15 protein-coding genes and 2 pseudogenes are annotated in these 16,293 nt (G+C 61.0%); 1 reads left to right on the top strand and 16 read right to left on the bottom strand.

Features of this window, described 5'->3' with window-relative positions; translation table 11 throughout:
* Positions 1-72 precede the first annotated feature (72 nt).
* From X751_RS01000000164400 to X751_RS1000000166360, 3 genes and pseudogenes are all read right to left on the bottom strand, one after another.
* A pseudogene (locus tag X751_RS01000000164400) lies at positions 73-493 on the bottom strand (DUF2958 domain-containing protein).
* Positions 494-740: 247 nt separating this feature from the next.
* Positions 741-1,703 (bottom strand): zincin-like metallopeptidase domain-containing protein, encoded by a 963-nt coding sequence (locus X751_RS137005; RefSeq protein ID WP_023697813.1) that lies wholly within the window; start codon positions 1,701-1,703, stop codon positions 741-743.
* A 539-nt stretch (positions 1,704-2,242) separates the two neighbouring features.
* The gene (locus X751_RS1000000166360; protein ID WP_023708050.1) at positions 2,243-2,476 is read right to left on the bottom strand and encodes a helix-turn-helix transcriptional regulator; all 234 of its coding nucleotides are present in this window, start codon (positions 2,474-2,476) and stop codon (positions 2,243-2,245) included.
* 104 nt (positions 2,477-2,580) lie between these two features.
* Here X751_RS1000000166360 and X751_RS137015 point away from each other — a divergent pair, with 104 nt between their 5' ends.
* Positions 2,581-2,862: a DUF2285 domain-containing protein gene (locus X751_RS137015; RefSeq protein ID WP_081731646.1), complete on the top strand. Its 282-nt coding sequence runs from the start codon at positions 2,581-2,583 to the stop codon at positions 2,860-2,862.
* A gap of 94 nt (positions 2,863-2,956) precedes the next feature.
* On the opposite strand, the gene X751_RS137020 is transcribed toward X751_RS137015, so the two are convergent.
* The 13 genes and pseudogenes from X751_RS137020 to X751_RS01000000164390 all read right to left on the bottom strand — a co-directional run.
* On the bottom strand, positions 2,957-4,867 hold the full coding sequence (locus X751_RS137020; RefSeq protein ID WP_023746202.1) for a bifunctional diguanylate cyclase/phosphodiesterase: 1,911 nt from the start codon (positions 4,865-4,867) through the stop codon (positions 2,957-2,959).
* 293 nt (positions 4,868-5,160) lie between these two features.
* Positions 5,161-6,342: a 5-demethoxyubiquinol-8 5-hydroxylase UbiM gene (ubiM, locus tag X751_RS137025; protein WP_023746201.1), complete on the bottom strand. Its 1,182-nt coding sequence runs from the start codon at positions 6,340-6,342 to the stop codon at positions 5,161-5,163.
* A 417-nt stretch (positions 6,343-6,759) separates the two neighbouring features.
* Positions 6,760-6,837 carry a cbb3-type cytochrome oxidase assembly protein CcoS gene (gene ccoS, locus X751_RS1000000168225; RefSeq protein WP_023689415.1) on the bottom strand — a complete coding sequence of 26 codons (78 nt, stop codon included), beginning with the start codon at positions 6,835-6,837 and terminating at the stop codon, positions 6,760-6,762.
* Between the two features lie 138 nt (positions 6,838-6,975).
* Entirely contained in the window at positions 6,976-7,743 is a 768-nt protein-coding gene (locus X751_RS137030; protein ID WP_023707010.1) for a CBS domain-containing protein, read from the bottom strand.
* A 66-nt stretch (positions 7,744-7,809) separates the two neighbouring features.
* A complete protein-coding gene (gene ccoS, locus X751_RS137035; protein WP_023697810.1) occupies positions 7,810-7,980 on the bottom strand; it encodes a cbb3-type cytochrome oxidase assembly protein CcoS in 171 nt (56 codons plus the stop codon).
* On the bottom strand, positions 7,977-10,265 hold the full coding sequence (locus X751_RS137040; protein ID WP_023746200.1) for a cation-translocating P-type ATPase: 2,289 nt from the start codon (positions 10,263-10,265) through the stop codon (positions 7,977-7,979). The genes ccoS (X751_RS137035) and X751_RS137040 overlap by 4 nt, the downstream gene beginning before the upstream one ends.
* The gene (locus X751_RS137045) at positions 10,262-10,759 is read right to left on the bottom strand and encodes a FixH family protein (RefSeq protein ID WP_023746199.1); all 498 of its coding nucleotides are present in this window, start codon (positions 10,757-10,759) and stop codon (positions 10,262-10,264) included. Before X751_RS137045 ends, X751_RS137040 begins: the two co-directional genes overlap by 4 nt.
* Positions 10,756-12,391 (bottom strand): annotated as a pseudogene (ccoG, locus tag X751_RS01000000164395) (cytochrome c oxidase accessory protein CcoG). Before ccoG ends, X751_RS137045 begins: the two are co-directional and overlap by 4 nt.
* A gap of 128 nt (positions 12,392-12,519) precedes the next feature.
* Complete coding sequence (gene ccoP, locus X751_RS137050) at positions 12,520-13,383, bottom strand: cytochrome-c oxidase, cbb3-type subunit III (protein WP_023707014.1); 864 nt, start codon at positions 13,381-13,383, stop codon at positions 12,520-12,522.
* Between the two features lie 2 nt (positions 13,384-13,385).
* Positions 13,386-13,535 (bottom strand): CcoQ/FixQ family Cbb3-type cytochrome c oxidase assembly chaperone, encoded by a 150-nt coding sequence (locus X751_RS0134445; RefSeq protein WP_023707015.1) that lies wholly within the window; start codon positions 13,533-13,535, stop codon positions 13,386-13,388.
* An 11-nt stretch (positions 13,536-13,546) separates the two neighbouring features.
* Entirely contained in the window at positions 13,547-14,278 is a 732-nt protein-coding gene (ccoO, locus tag X751_RS137055) for a cytochrome-c oxidase, cbb3-type subunit II (RefSeq protein ID WP_023716338.1), read from the bottom strand.
* A gap of 11 nt (positions 14,279-14,289) precedes the next feature.
* Positions 14,290-15,900 carry a cytochrome-c oxidase, cbb3-type subunit I gene (gene ccoN, locus X751_RS137060; protein WP_023746198.1) on the bottom strand — a complete coding sequence of 537 codons (1,611 nt, stop codon included), beginning with the start codon at positions 15,898-15,900 and terminating at the stop codon, positions 14,290-14,292.
* Positions 15,901-16,109: 209 nt separating this feature from the next.
* Positions 16,110-16,293: transposase (locus tag X751_RS01000000164390; RefSeq protein ID WP_032893299.1), on the bottom strand; the 184-nt coding region annotated here is incomplete at its 5' end.

The following is a 16,293-nucleotide window of genomic DNA, read 5'->3' as shown; positions in this document are numbered from 1 at the left end:
CGAAATAGCGCCGCCTGCCGGATTGTCCCGCCGCGGAGGCCGAAGGCCGACGCGGCGGGACGGTTTTTGCGCCTATCGGCGCTGCTGTTCCGCCGTGTCGGGCGGAAGCTCGGAATGGGGCTTTGATAGGGCGTCTGCTGCCTGCCGCAGCAGTCGCTCGGCCTCGGTGACGTGGCCGCAAAATGCGGGCGGCTTCGGCATGGACGGAGATCGGAAAGCGCGCCTGGAAATGCAGGTCGCGCTCTATGCCGAGGCCAAGCGGCCCTTTTACGGATGCAAGCTCGGCCAGACTGACGCTGCCAAGTTCGGGGAAGCCGAAGCCGAGATCGCAAAGACCGAACAGCGTGTCGCCATCGGCGTCGAGTTCGCTCAGAAGCGAGGTCGCGGCACCTGTCGGATCAAACAGTTTCACAACGGGAAAATGGTCGATGTCGGCGCCGGCGGCGCCATGGGCGAGCAGTCGTGCGCGCAGTGGATTGGTGATCAGGATCATGGAAAGACTCCTTGTCAGAACGGGTCGCGTTGACTTCTTGCGTCCGGCGGGAGAAAGGTTCACCGGACCTTCCTCTGATCCGCCTCCCCATTAGAGACCGACCTCGAGCAGCTTTGCGCCGCGCGCGGACACATCGGCGCGTCCATCAGGAGGGTTTGCCCGCGTGGTGATCGGCTGGACGCCGGGAATGAGCGTCTGCTCCTTTGCGGCGTCGGCTCGGTCGCGGTCAGTTGAGGATCGCGCATCGTCATGCCGCAATCCCTTCTTGCGCCTCGCCTTCCGCATCGGCCGGAAGGCCAAACAGGAAATCAGCGGCCTTCGAAGCTAGGCTGGCGGCACGGAATATAGCGCGGTTGTCCTCGCGCAGCACCTTCAGCCATGAGCCGATGTAATCGGCGTGACGCACGGTCGGCTCGATGCCGAGATTGCTGCAGACGAAGGCGGCAGTGATTTCGGCGACCAATTCTTCACGCGCGTAGGCCTTGGAGCCGAACGAGCCGGAGAGGTCGCGAGCAAGCCGCGTCGGGTGGCCGGTCCAGTGGCCTAGCTCGTGAAAGCAGGTCCGGTAATAGTCGATCTGCTGATGGAACGCTGGCTGCGGCGGCACCTGAATGTGGTCGCTGCACGGCATGTAGAAAGCGCGATCGCCGCCGACCCTGAAATCCGCACCGCTGGCGAGAATGAGCGTCTCGGCCTGCGGCACGATCTCGCACTGTGGCAGCGGCTCGGCAGGGGCATGGAGGTGTTCCGGAAGATTGTCGCATTGCGCGACATTGAAGACGGTAAAGCGCTTCAGAAAAGGCACGGCCTGTGGTGCATCGCCCTCGTGGCGTGCGCGCTCCTTCTCGTTCTTTGGGACAAAGCGGTCGGCATGCACGATCGTCGTGCCGCGCTCGCCCTTCCTGACATTGCCGCCCAGGGCAAGCGCCTGCCGGAAGGTCAGCCAATTCTGGCTGGGATAGCTGCGCTCGATGACGGCGCCCCACAGGATGAGGATATTGATGCCGGAATAGGTGCGCCCCGTGGACGCATTCCTCGGCAGGCCGAGGCCTGCTTTTGCGCTGCCCCATGGCTTGACCCATGGCACGGTGCCGCGCTCCAGCTCGGCAATGATGCGGTCGGTGATCTCCTGATAGAGGCTTGCGCCTGGGCGCCTGCCCTTGCCTGCGCCAGCCTCTCCGCTGGTGGTACGCTTGCTGTTTGCACGCATGTGTTATCCTCCGCTCGCCAATCGCCGCGCCTTTCCCCGGAAGCGGGGTGGGCGGCGAGTCGCGACCGGAAAGGCCCGCCGTGGTAGGCGGACCGCATCCGAAGGACCGGAACGAAGAGGAGGACCCTGAGCGGCACGCGAAGGGTTGCGGGCTGCCGCGGCGGGTCTAGAAGGGAGTGTCGCCCGCCCCGCGCCACCGGGAAAGGCCAACAGACAAACCGCGCCGCCCGCAAGGGCGGCGGCCGTCACAGCCCGAAGGGCTGCCCACGCCAAGGGGCGAAGCCGAATGGCCGAGACCGCCTGAGCTTGCCGAAGAAAAGCGGGCTCGGTTCACGAGCACCTGGTGCGCGTCGTCAGGCGCGCGGGCGCCCGCCAAGTTTTTTCGCACATGGTCAGGCGCCGCAGTTACGTCGAGAACCAAAAGGCATCGGCGCCGTGCGCGCGGCTTCCTCCGAAAACCAGCGCTCGCCTTTCAACAAATTGAGGCGTTGTCCCACTCAATATTCCTGTCCGTGATCATGATGGATGCGGCGCGCCCGCTAGGACCGGAGGCTGGAGAGAATCTCGCACGGATCAGCGTCAAGGGCCGCAGTTATGTCGAGAAACTCGATGACATCGAGACGCCGCTCTGCGCCCTCGTACTTGGCCACGAAGGATTGGGGACGACCAAGCTTGTCAGCCAGCTGCTTCTGGGTCAGGCCTTTGGCCTTGCGCAGCAAAACCAGCCGGGCCAGGAACCGCTGGTGGCGGGGCGATCGAAGGGATTTGGGCATGGAGGCGAACCGGTCGGGTAAAGACCGGATCAGCGACTAATCCCGGTTTCGGATTATCCCATTTTGGGATATACTGCCTGCGCTCACAGGCGAGGTTCGCAGGCATGAATGGACCAATGGGAACAGATGAGACTCGAAGCTCAAGTTTGAGCGATGAAGTCCCCTGGTCGGAGAACCTCACGAGCTACGACAGGGAGCATTTCACGATCTACCTGCGGATCCTGGATGCCTGCGCCGAGAATGCCAGCGAAAAGGAGATGGCCGAGCGCATCCTCGGCATCGACCCGTCCATTGACCCGGTCCGCGCTCGCAAAGCTCTTCGCAGCCATATCGACCGTGCGAACTGGATGGTGACGACCGGCTACAAGGAACTGTTCGCCGGCTGATGCACAGCGCCCAATGCCACGTGTTTCGAGTGGGCAAGTCTCTGTAGCCAAATTCGGCAGCGCACGGCCGCGACAGCGGGCGCTGCGGGAGCGGTCACAACTGGTTCGCGTACTGTTTGACTGCCATTTCCAGTGCTTGCATCAAAGGCACAGCCTTGGAGAAGAGGAAGCCTTGAGCGGTTCGGCAACCAAGCTTGTGCAGGGTTTGCCGATCCGCCTCTGTTTCGACGCCCTCGGCCATGACCTCGATCCCGAGCATGTCACCGAGTTCGATGACGGATTTGACAAGCAGTCGGTCCTCTCGGGACTTGGCCAAGCCGCGAATGAAGCCTTGGTCTATTTTCACCTTGCGTATCCGACGGTCCTTGAGAGAAGCCAAGGTAGAAAAGCCGGTGCCGAAGTCGTCGAGCGCGATGGAAATACCGGCATGCGAAAGCCGTCCGAGCTTTTCATCCACTCTGTCCGGATCCACCGGCGATTCTTCGGTAATCTCGATTTCGAACATCGTCGCAGGCAGGCCTCTTGCGGCCAGACCATCCAGAACCATGTCGTCGATATCGCCGGCTTCCAGTTCGCGCGGGGAAACATTCATCGCCACACGAATGTTACGACAGTCAGCTTTCACCAAGCCGTCGATAAAAGCACAACAGTCGGCGAATACGGTTTGCGTCAGCAGCTGAAGCATTCCGGTTTCGCGTGCGGCTGTGATGATTTCGGGTGGAGAGATGGCACCATGTGTCGGATGGGACCATCTCAGCAAGGCTTCAAAACCGACCACGGCCTCGGTGTCGAGTTTCACGATCGGCTGGAACCAAGGTTGCAATCTTCCCGTCTTTATCGCCGAATGAAGGTCCCGTTCGATGGACTGGCGGCGTTGGAGTTCCCGGTCGAGTTCGGCATCGAACAGGCAAAATTCGTTCCTGCCATGGCGCTTGGCCGTATAAAGGGCGATATCGGCCCGCAACAGCATTTCAGTCAGGCTCGACGTCTGCGCCAAGTATATCCCTATCGATGCCCCGACGCGCACGGACGCGACCCCGACATAGGGGCGAGCAATTTTGGCTATGATATTGGAGGCGAGATCACTGGCAGAAAGCGAAGCTCTCGTTGAGGGAAAAACCAGCACGAATTCATCGCCGCCGATACGAGCTAGCGTTGAGCCTTCCGGTGCTTCCTGCTCTATGCGGCGGGCGATCATGACAAGCAGTTCATCACCGGTCCTGTGACCGTAGGTGTCGTTGACAGATTTAAAGCCGTCCAGATCAATCAGCATTGCCACGAAGGGGCCATCCGCGGTCTTGAACCGACCGATGGCGTGTTCAAGGCCCCGCCTGTTGAGAAGGGCGGTCAAATGGTCCTCCCTGGAGTTGCGCTCCATTTCCGACGCAAGTCGCTCTGCCTCATGTCTCAGGCGGCTTGCTTCGCGGAAGCGCGCCTGCCCAACAAACGAAGCTCGGACCAAGCCGCCCATGAAGAGCAGAACGGTGAAAGCCAGAATGTAGCGTTCAAAATTGCCTTTCGCCAAAAGGCACGCCACCGTGATGAGGAGTGGAGGTGTGATGAAGCTGGTCGCCGCCGCGGCATACGAACTGCCATATGTAACCGCACCAGCTGAAATGCCCGCCAGTATGACCAGATGCATCGGTGCTTGAGGTGTTGTGTATCCAACAGTCAGCACGGCCGGGAAGGACCAGGCAAACCCTGCCAGAAGGGCAAGGACGCCAAACATGCGAAGGCGCGGCAAAACGCCAAGCAAATCCTGATGGCGCCCCGTTTCCTTTAGCTGAAAACGGGCGAGTGCAAGCCGGGCGGCATTTAGCGCATTGACGACCAGGAACCAGCTTGCAGCGGCAAAGCCGCCGCCAGAAAGGGCCTGCACCCCGCAAATCAGGCCTGACAGGATCGCGCTTATCGGCATCGACACGAAGAGCCCGGCCCTCAGGTCAGCAAGCTGATCCTGACGGATTTTGGCCTCCAGCGATTCTTCTTTCTTTAGGGGTGCCATGAATGGACCAGCTTGCTTCCGTCATTGTTCGCGAGGACCAAACCTATGCAAGCCCACTGAAGGACGGGTTAACTACCCAGCGAGGGTAACCAGTGCGCTCACCATGCTTCGGGTCACACCTTTGGCTTAGCATTGCCGAATCATCAAGGTTTCGCCCGCGCGCGTGCCTTGATCCGAATCATGCCATGATCGGCAACGTCACCAGGAAGCAGCCTTGCCCGCGACGCTGCGAGCCAGCAAGACAAAGAAGCCGCGCCGAGACAGCGCTCCAGAGCGGTAGCGCTCTGTGCGATTCACCGCCTGAGCATGGCCGAAATGCCATGGCGGACAAAGGGAAGATGTTGGGCAAAGCGGAGCCCAGCATGTCTTGCAAGCCGTGCCGCCGGGTGCTCGCTTGAGTAAAGACCGACAAGCATGTTGGTGGCATGATAGAGCGGCGCCGCCGACAGCCGCAGCCGGCTTTCGTATCTGCCGAGCATGTCGGGATCGGCAATGTCGCGGCGGGCGCGACATGCTGTCAGTATTTTATGAGCGAGTTGCTTCTGGCCGCTGAGGCCGATGTTGAAGCCATGCGCGGTCACCGGGTGCATGCCGATGGCAGCGTCTCCTATAAGTGCCGCACTCGGTGCCGAGAACTTGTGCGCCCAGGTCGTGACCAGCGGATAGGCATGGCGGGTGCTTGCCAGGGTCATCTGCCCGAGGCGTCCTCGACACCGGTTCATCAATTCCATGAGGAACAATTCGTCATCGAGAACAGACAGTCTATCGGCCTCGATTGAGCGCAAAGTCAGAAGCAGCGACGACACGCCTTCCATGAGCGGCAACATCGCTATGGTCTGATGGTGGTCGAACCATTCGACCGCGATCTGGTGATGGAAGCGCTCGTGCCTCACTCGGCAAATCAGCATGGAGTGGCCAAGCGGATGGATGTTGGCGCCAATGCCGAGCAGGTCGCGCATCGCGGACAAACGCGAATCCGCTGCTACGAGCAGCCGAGCGGCCAATTGCCTGCCATCAGAAAGCGTTATGACCGCCTCGTCGTCGCTGGTTGTTGCATTCACGACCGAGTTGCCGCACAGCAGCCGGGCATGATCCTGGAAGTAGACAATTTTGAACAGGGCATCGCGGATCCGACAATTTGGGACCAGAAATCCGAGTGGTTCCCCAGATCCGCTGCGAGTATCGAAGCACAGGGCGAAAGGGCTCGATCCGTTGAGCACGCGCGCGCCATGAAGCGGTGATTTGTCAGATGCGGGCATGGCGTCCCAGGCGCCGAGCTCGCGAAGGATTCTCACCGATGCGTGCGTCAGCGCGATCTCGCGACCGTCGAAAGCCGGATTCGCCAGGCTGTCGATCGACTGCCGTTCAACCACTGCCACCTTGAGTCGGCTCAGGGCGAGCGATGCTGCGAAGGCAAGTCCGACCGGCCCAGCTCCGACGACAATGATGTCGAATGTGTCGACAGAGCCGGCCATCAGCGTGCCGCCATAGCGGCTATCTGCGATACGAAGCGCTCTTGAAGCATCGCAATCACCCACGGTTTGCCGCTCATCTCCCCATCGTCGATAGACATGCGTTCTCCGTTGGAAGCCTGGTCAATGAAACCACGCCGACGAAGAGATAACGCTGATCTGGATCAACCAGGCTCGATAACCCGGCAACGGCGGGTTCACGGTCGAGTGGTCGATTGCCGTGAAAACGTTTGCATGTCTAGGCATTCTGAATGAGTCGGCTTCCCAATCGCGGGCCCCTACTGGCCAAAGGTTCGGCAACGTATTGTGGCTGATCCGTTCTTCGCACGCGCGCCGATATCATCATGACGAGGCAATCCAGCAAAGACTCGGTCGACTGACGACCAGCATCCGCACGGTCGTTGGGCGCCGCCAACCGGTTCAGCCTCGCGGCTCTTCCCGATCGATAAGGATCCGCTGGGCGGAGCCGTCGAGATCTTCGTATTGGCCGCTCTTCATATCCACAGGAAGCGCCGGTCCAAGCCCCACCAAAACAGGCAGCGGCCATCGCATTCCGTCAGGACGGGCATCTTGCTGCCGATAGCGTGCTCTCCGCCCATGACGGGCGCTAGACGCCGAAGGAACTCGCCGACAGCCTCATGTCCAAGTGATGTGGGAAGGGAGCAGAACCAAAGGGACTCTGCTCCGCGTCCCCGCCTTTTCCGCAGCTATGAAACCTTCACCGAACGGATCCGTACTGAGGAGGAGGCCGTCCTTGACTTGCCCGACGCCGGCAACCTTCTCAGCCGCAACGATCGCTGCCTTCCGCTGACGCTCGTCGACAATCGCCCCCTTCAGTTCGACAAGGCCGTCGCTGACCCTCACATCGATCAAGTCACCACCGCTCCAGGTTTGTGACTGCAGTTCGGCAAGGATAGCCTTGCGGATCAGGTCGTCATCGGGTGGCGTGGTTCCCTGTTTCGGCATGGCGCGGATCAGGACAAGCAGCAAATCAGTTCGCGTGATGATGCCGATGACCCTGTCCCGATCGACAATCGGAAGATTGTTGATGCGATGTTGCATCATCAGGTCGACAATATCTGCAATCGAGGCGCTAGGAGGCGCCGAGATGACGGGTGTGGTCATCACCTGATGGATGATCCGTCCGTTCGAGCGCGCATAGTCATTGGCGACTGTGCCCGGGCCAAGATCAAACTCCAGCCAGCGCGGACGCACACGCTGGGTCCCAAGTTCTTCTCGGCGCAAGAAGTCGCTTTTGCTTACAATACCAATCAGGGTGCCGTCGCTGTCTGCTACCGGCAGGCAGCTGACCTTGTTTGAAAGCATGAGCTCGACCGCTTGCGCGATCGTCGCGTTCGCATCCGTCGTGATGACTGGCTTTGTCATTATGGATTCGGCTTGCATCCTCACCCTCCTGATCTTTCGTCGGACGACGATAGGACATCCCGACCCGCGGCGCGTTGATCTGAGTCACTTGGAACGAGGAGGATTCTCCGCGCCGTCGTCGCGGTCGATTAGAATGCGCTCCGCAGCGCCATCGAGATCATCGTACTGGCCGCTTCTCAACGCCCACAGGAAGCCGGACAGGCCGAGTGCGCCAAGGAACAACGCCACCGGAATGAGATAGGCGAGCGTCGTCATGAAGATCGGGCCAAGGCGCCGGCCCGCGCGGGCCTGCCCTGCCGCGCTGTTTCGGACGACACACCCGTTGCGAAGCCTTGCAGACGCATTGCGTTTCCAATCACAAGCAATGACGAGGCAGACATCGCGACCGCCGCGATGAGAGGCGTAACATGACCCAGAATGGCGATCGGCACGGCCACAGCATTGTAAACGATCGCAATTGTTATGTTCTGTCGGATCAGGCTTCCCGCCTTGCGCGACACGTCCAGCGCCAGCGGGATCGCCAAGAGGCTTTCGCGCAGAAAAACGAAGTCGGCTGCATTGCGGCCAATGTCGGCGGCCGTGGCGGGTGCGATCGAGACGTGCGCGGCGCTCAGCGCTGGTGTGTCGTTGAGCCCGTCGCCAACCATCAGAACCTTGTGCCCGTCTCTCGCCAGGCTCTCGATGCGTTCAACCTTGCCGGACGGTAGCAGGCAGGGAACGAAGTCATCGACACCAAGCATGTCGGCAACCTCGGCGCAGGCTTTCGCGGTATCGCCCGACAGCATTTCCACGCACATACCAGCGTTGCGCAGTTGATCGATCGCTGCCCTGGTGTCGAGGCGTAGCGCATCTTCGAAAACGAAGGATGCGACAATCATGCCGTTTTTCGTCAGGACTGTTCCGCCGTAGCCATGTTTGCCTTCGCCGCCGGTTCGAGCCTTCCAGCCAGCCCATCCGCGTCTACCCAGCCGCCAGATGCTACCGGCGGCTGTGGCTTCGATCCCGAAACCCGGGTGCTCGGTCACCGCGTCGAATTTGTGCTGGCTGCTGCTGACGGAAAAGCTGGCAATGGCCTTTGAATATGGATGACGCGAATGCGCGGCCAAGTCGGCAGCGATTACCAGCATGGCGGGATCAATCGAAGCTGCGTTGACGAGCCGTGGCTTCCCAAGCGTGAGCGTCGCGGTCTTGTCGAACACGGCTGTATCGATCGTCGCTAGGCGCTCCATGGCCGAGCCGTCCTTGACCATGATGCCGTTTTCGAACAGGCGCCGCGCGGCCACCACCTGAACGATTGGAACGGCGAGGCCAAGCGCGCACGGGCATGTGATGATGAGAACAGCGATTGCGATCGTCATCGCCCGGTGCCAGTCGCCAGTCACCGCCATCCAGCCCAGGAAGGTTGCCAAGGCGGTGAGATGAACCACGGGCGCGTAGAGTGCCGACACGCGGTCGGCGATACGGCGATACCGGGCGCGACCACCTTCGGCGGCCTCCATCAACCGAACCATTTCCGCCAGGAACGAATCCTTCGCGGCGGCTGTGGCCTCTATCGTCAGCGGACCGGTAAGGTTGAGGACGCCGGCCTGCACGGTGTCTTCCGGCGCCACGCAACTGGGCGTGCTCTCGCCGGAGACCAGGGAGCAGTCGACGTCCGATGTCCCGCGCACAATTTTGCCATCGACAGGGATTCTTTCGCCGGCGGCGATCAACAACAGCATGCCCGGTTCGATCTCGGCCACCGGCAGATAGTCCCGAGCGCCATCGCCGCGCAGCACCATGGCGCCACGCGCCGCGAGCTGTGACAGGCCTTTGACGGCGGTGCGGGCGCGTTCCCGCATCACGTGATCGAGCGTGCGACCGATCAGGAGAAAGAACAGCAGCGATACCGACGCGTCGAAATAGGCGTGGTCGCCATGGGTGATCGTCTCATAGAGGCTCATGGCGTAGGCCAGCGACACGCCGACGGCGATCGGCACATCCATGTTCATGCGGCCGTGACGCAGCGCATTCCAGGCTGACTTGAAGAAGATGCCGCCGGCGAAAGCCAGCGCAGGAATCGCGATCAACGCCGAGACCCAGTGGAACAGGTCGCGGGTCGCGCCTTCGGCGCCGGACCAGACCGATACCGAAAGCAGCATGATGTTGCCCGCCGCGAAACCGGCGACGGCGACGGCGCGGATGAGCTCAGAAAGCGTCTTGTCCTTCGCATCGGTGTCGGCTTCGAACAGATGCGCCTGGTAGCCCAGGCGCCCGAGCACAGTGACAAAAGGCGGGACTTCATCCCCGCGCCAGCGGACCGAGACCCGCTTGGTTGACAGGTTGACGCGAGCGGCCTCGACGTGATCGAGTTTTCCCAACGCCGTTTCGATGGTCTGGATGCAGGCGCCGCAATGAACCGTCGGTACCGACAGATCGGTTTGATGGAGATCATCGCCAAGCGATCGGCTGGCCAGCCTGATTTCCTGGCTGGACGGCAGGACGGATGTGTCGGTGTGGAGATCCAACGCCATTTCAGCACCGGGTGCACAACAGCTCATTGCAGCGCTCCATGGGAGATCATGATCCTGCGCACGTCGCGATACGGTCTGGCCAGGCCGGCATCGGCGTCGATTTCGACGATCCACACACCGTCCCTTGGCATGTGCTGTGCTGTAAACTCCTGGCCCGAGGCGGGGGCGAGCGTGACGGACTCGTCCTCCTTCTCGTAGGCGGGATGGCGAAACAGCACCTTCACGCCATGCAAGGGAACCGGCTTGCCTGCGCCGTCGGTGAGGCCATAGCGGACTTCGCCCCATGCAATGGTCAGCTTGCCGGTCCAGCCGAGGGCTGCTTGCGCGCGCCCTTCCTCGGCTTTCTTGTTGAATTGCTGGCTGGCCACATAGGTGTTTTCGACGACAAGGCCGGTCCAGCTTGTGCTGGCAAGCGTCGCCATCGTCAGGTTGACCGCGATGACCACGCCGAAAAAGGCAAGGATGATGGCCAGCATGTGCCTGCCGGTGAATTCGCGTGGCTTTCGCGTGGTGGCGCTCATCTGGCGATCTCCGGCGCGTTGAAGGTGGCTGTATATTCGTTGGACTCGAAGCTCACCTTGTCTTCGACCCGGAATGTGAAGGTCTGCGCTTCGTTGTGGATCTGATCTGCAGGCAGGCGCACGAAAATTTTCAGCATCTTCAGCCGGTCCGGTTCAACTTGGACCGCGAACGAGCGGGCGGCCGGCAGGTCGACGCCAACGATGCTCATTTCTGCGCCCGGCAAACCCCCAAGGGCGACGACGATCGTTCTTGGCTCGGGGATCATATTCAAAAGCTTGACGGTGTAGCCATTGCGGATTGAGCCGTCCGACAGCGTCACGAATTGCGGATTGCGGTCGTGCAAGACGTTGATCTCGAGCCGGTCGCGCGTGAGCAGCGAAAAGAGCAGACCCAGGCCGATCAGCGACCACATGGCCATGTAGACATAGGTGCGTGGCCGGAAGATCTTTCGGATATGGAAATGCGCCACCCTGTCCGAAAACAGGCCGTCATCCGTCCTGACCAGTGATGGATCGACCGAGCTGGCGCCGCCGGCGGTGGCCAGCATCATGTTGGCGTTGTAGTCGGAGAGCGTCGCGTAGGAGATCAGTCCTCGCGCTTTGCCGAGCTTGTCCATGACGCCGTCACAGGCNGTTGTAGTCGGAGAGCGTCGCGTAGGAGATCAGTCCTCGCGCTTTGCCGAGCTTGTCCATGACGCCGTCACAGGCATCGATGCAGAGCGCGCAGGTGATGCATTCGAGTTGCTGACCGTCGCGTATGTCGATCCCCATCGGACAGACGGCGACACAGGCATTGCAGTCGACGCAATCGCCGACGGGATGCCCTGCGGCAAGAACCTTCTTGGCGTGACGCGTGCGCGGTTCGCCGCGCCAGTCATTGTAGGTGACGGTGAGCGAGCTCTCGTCGAGCATGGCTGCCTGGATGCGCGGCCATGGGCACATATAGGTGCAGACCTGTTCGCGCATCAGCCCGCCAAACGTGTAGGTCGTCGCCGTCAGGACCGCGACGGTGATGTAGGCGACAGGCGCTGCCGTGCCGGTGAAGAGTTCGCCGAGCAGCGTCGGCGCATCGGCGAAATAGAAGATCCATGCGCCACCAGTCGCTGCGGCTATGACCAGCCAGATGACGTGTTTCGATGCCCGCAGCACAAGCTTACGAGTGGTCCAAGGACCGGCATCGAGCTTGATGCGTGCGTTGCGGTCGCCCTCGATCGCGCGCTCGACGACCAGGAACAGATCGACCCATACGGTCTGTGGGCATGTGTAGCCACACCAGGCACGGCCAACAGTCGATGTGATCAGGAAAAGACCGACGCCGGCCATGACCAGAAGGCCGGCGACATAGTAGAATTCCTGGGGCCATATCTCGATGAAGAAGAAATAGAAGCGCCGGTTGGCGACATCGAGCAGCACCGCCTGGTCGGGGGCAAACGGACCGCGGTCCCAGCGCAGCCACGGCGTCAGATAGTAGATGCCGAGCGTGATCGCCATCACGATCCATTTGAATCGGCGAAAGCTGCCCGAGGCCCGCTTCGGGAAGATCTTCCTGCGCGCGGCATACATTGGCTGGCGCACCTTGGCGGAGTTGAACGTCGTGGGTTCGATCCGTTCTATTTGCGTGTTATCGAGCACGAGAAGCTCCAGTCACCAGCGACGATTTCGCCGGAAGCCGACTCATCGGTTCTGGATGATGCCGAGGCCCGGCTTGCGCCGGGCCTCGTCGCTTGGCGGGAGGGGGAGGACGAGAATAGGCTGCTTTCCTATTCTCCGCCGCCAAGCGAATGGATGTAGACCGCCAGTTCCTTGACCTTGATCTCGCCGAGGCGCGCGCCCCAGGCCGGCATCACGCCGTGTTTCGGTGCGGTTACCTGGGCGGCGATGGCCGCTTCGCCTGACCCGTAGAGCCAGATGGCGTCGGTCAGATCTGGAGCGCCGAGTTCCTTGTTGCCTTTTGCATTGTCGCCATGACAGGCCACGCAGTTTTCGGCAAAGACCTTTGCGCCCGGCGCGACCAATGCTTGATTGACGACGGCCCCCGACAGACTGGCGACGTAGGCGCTGACCTGTTTGATCTGGTCGGCGGTGATGATGTCGGCAAAGGCGGGCATTTCCGACAGGCGCGTATCCGGATCGGAGGCGAAGCGAATGCCATGGGTGATCGTCTGCTGAATCTGGTCCGCCTTGCCGCCCCACAGCCAGTCGTCGTCGTTAAGGTTGGGGAAGCCCTTGGAGCCCTGGGCGCCGGAACCATGGCACTGCACGCAATTGAGCTTGAACGCGGCACCGCCGGCGGCGACGGCGAATTCGCGCAGCGTGTCGTCCGCCGCGATCTCCGAAACACTTTTCGCTTCTATCGCGGCGACATATTTGCCCTTGGCTGCTTCAGCCTTGGATAACTCGTTCCCGACATCGTTGCGACTGGAATAGCCGAGCACACCCTTGGTTGTCGTGTGTAGCAGAGGCCATGCCGGATAGGCGATGGTGTAGCCGATCGCCCAGACTATGGTGATGTAGAACGTCCAGACCCACCAGCGCGGAAGCGGGTTGTTGAGCTCCCGGATGCCGTCCCACTCATGACCGGTGGTTGAGATGCCGGAAACCTCGTCGATGTGATCGCTGCTCATGATCAGTCCTCCTTCAGAGGAATTTGAGCTGCTTCGCCGGCTTGCCTGCGGCTTCCGGGACGAACTGCAAAGGCAACAGATCCGATGAAGAAAAGAGCCATGGCAAGTAGGCCCCAGCTGTCGGCAATTTCCCGCATGAAATTGTACGTCATGGCCATTGTCCTCAGCGGTAGCCGGCGGTCTCATCGTAGTTCTTGAAATCGACCAGCGTGCCCAGCATCTGGAGATAAGAAACCAGCGCGTCCATTTCGGTGACTTGCTGCGGGTTGCCGTCGAAGTCGCCGATCTTGGCCTTGGGGTAGCGGGCCTCGAGGCCGGATGTGTCGGCGTTGGGATCAGCCTGCGCCATCAAATCGGCATTGGCGTTGGCGATCATGTCGTCGGAATAAGGGACGCCGACGCGCCTGTTGGCGACCAGATGCGTCGAGAAGTCCTTCACCGCGATCGGCTTGTCCTTCAGGAAGGCATAGCTCGGCATGATCGATTCCGGCACCACGGACCGTGGATCTGTCAGGTGATCCACGTGCCACAGGTTGGAATACCGGTCGCCAACGCGGGCGAGATCCGGTCCGGTGCGCTTCGATCCCCACTGGAAGGGGTGGTCGTATATCGACTCGGCCGCCAGGCTGTAGTGGCCGTAGCGCTCGACCTCGTCACGGAACGGCCTGATCATCTGGCTGTGGCAGAGGTAGCAGCCCTCGCGGACATAGATGTTTCGCCCGGCAAGTTCGAGCGGCGAGTAGGGGCGCATGCCTTCCACCTTCTCGATCGTATTATCGAGATAGAAGAGCGGCGCGATCTCGACGATGCCGCCGATTGTCACGACCAGCAGCGACCCGAGGAGGAGAAGTGTAGCGTTCTTCTCGATGACCGCGTGTCTGTTCATCAACCTCATTTTCTGTCTCATCATCGCGCAAGCTGGAGGGCGGGGGTGGAGCGCGGCATCGGATCCTGCTCGCGCCGGTAGCCGAGGATGGTCATGGCGATGTTCCAGGCCATGATCAGGGTGCCGGAGAGGTACATGGCCCCACCGATGGCGCGCATGATGTAATAAGGGTGCATAGCGGCCACGGTTTCGGCGAAGGAGTAGACCAGGAAGCCCTGCTCGTCGTATTCGCGCCACATCAGGCCCTGCATGATGCCGGACACCCACATCACCGCGGCGTAGACGACGATGCCGAGCGTCGCCAGCCAGAAATGCCAGGTGACGAGCCTGAGCGAATAGAGGCGTTCACGGTTCCAGAGTCTCGGCACCATGAAGTAGATTGCGCCAAACGAGATCATGCCGACCCAGCCGAGTGCGCCGGAATGGACGTGGCCAATGGTCCAGTCGGTATAATGCGACAGCGAGTTGACCGTCTTGATCGACATCATCGGGCCTTCGAAGGTCGACATGCCGTAGAAGGCGATGGCTATCACCATCATGCGGATGATGGGATCGGTGCGCAGCTTGTCCCAGGCGCCCGACAGCGTCATCAGGCCGTTGATCATGCCGCCCCATGACGGCATCCACAGCATGATCGAGAACACCATGCCGAGCGTCTGCGCCCAATCGGGCAGGGCGGTGTAGTGCAGGTGATGCGGCCCGGCCCAGATGTAGAGGAAGATGATTGCCCAGAAATGGACGATCGACAGGCGGTAGGAATAGACCGGCCGGTTGGCCTGCTTGGGCACGAAATAGTACATCATGCCGAGGAAGCCGGCGGTGAGGAAGAACCCGACGGCATTGTGGCCGTACCACCACTGCGTCAGGGCGTCCTGGACTCCGGAAAATGCGGAATAGCTCTTGGAGCCGAGAAAGGAGGCCGGCATCGACAGGTTGTTGATCACATGCAGCATCGCGATGGTCACGATGAAGGAAAGATAGAACCAGTTGGCGACGTAGATGTGCGGTTCCTTGCGCTTCAGGATGGTGCCCAGAAACAGGATCAGGTAGCCGACCCAGACGATGGTCAGCCAGATGTCGACATACCATTCGGGTTCCGCATATTCGCGGCTCTCGGTGATGCCGAGCAGATAACCTGTCGCGGCCATGACGATGAAGAGCTGGTAGCCCCAGAACACGAACCAGGCGAGATCGCCACCGAACAGCCGAGCGCGGCATGTGCGTTGGACGACATAGAGAGACGTGCAAAGCAACGCATTGCCGCCGAAGGCGAAGACGACGCCCGAGGTGTGCAGAGGCCGCAAGCGGCCGAAGTTGAACCAGGGCTGGATGTTGAGATCGGGATAGGCAAGCTGCAGCGCGATGACCACCCCGACCACCATGCCAACCACACCCCAGAACATGGTGGCGATGGCGCCGTAGCGGATTGGCCCGTCCATGTAAGCGGACGGGTCGATCGGAGCGGCAGGCTTGAACTCAGTGTTACGCAGTAGGATCGCAGTGAAGCCAGCCAAGGCGAAGAACAAGACCCACATATGCTGGCGAAAGGGTTCATCCACCCCAGCGCCAGCCGCCACCAAAGCCGCGAATGCGAACAGGCTTAGAAGCACGATTTCTTTGCCGAATTTCATCGCAAGCCCCGATTTCCAATTCCGGCGGATGCCAAACCGCGGTGCCTTATTGCGCAGCCGTCGCCTGCTCGCCCTGATCCATGTCAGAGCCGCACCATTTTGCTCGAGCAGCATCGAGTTCGGTGCGATCAGACTGCGACGATCGAATGTGGAAGCGCACCACGGTTGTGTGCGTCAAGTTCTGCAAAATGGGGCGGCCATGATGCTGGTCATGCGGCTTGGCGCAGAGCGAGCTTCTTGTGCTCGCGCAGGTCGTCCATATTGATGTATCGGTTGGCCTCCATCCAGTTTTCATTGGTCTCGACGGCCAAGGCCCTGTCCAGGCGCAGGCAGCTTTCGGTATTGGGGAAGATGCGCACGACATAGGTGCGCCGGCGGATTTCCTCGTTGAGC

This window comes from Mesorhizobium sp. LNJC394B00, from assembly GCF_000502555.1.
Taxonomy (GTDB): Bacteria; Pseudomonadota; Alphaproteobacteria; order Rhizobiales; family Rhizobiaceae; genus Mesorhizobium.
Note: the sequence above shows the minus strand (reverse complement) of the source record. Positions and strands in the feature narration are given on the sequence as shown.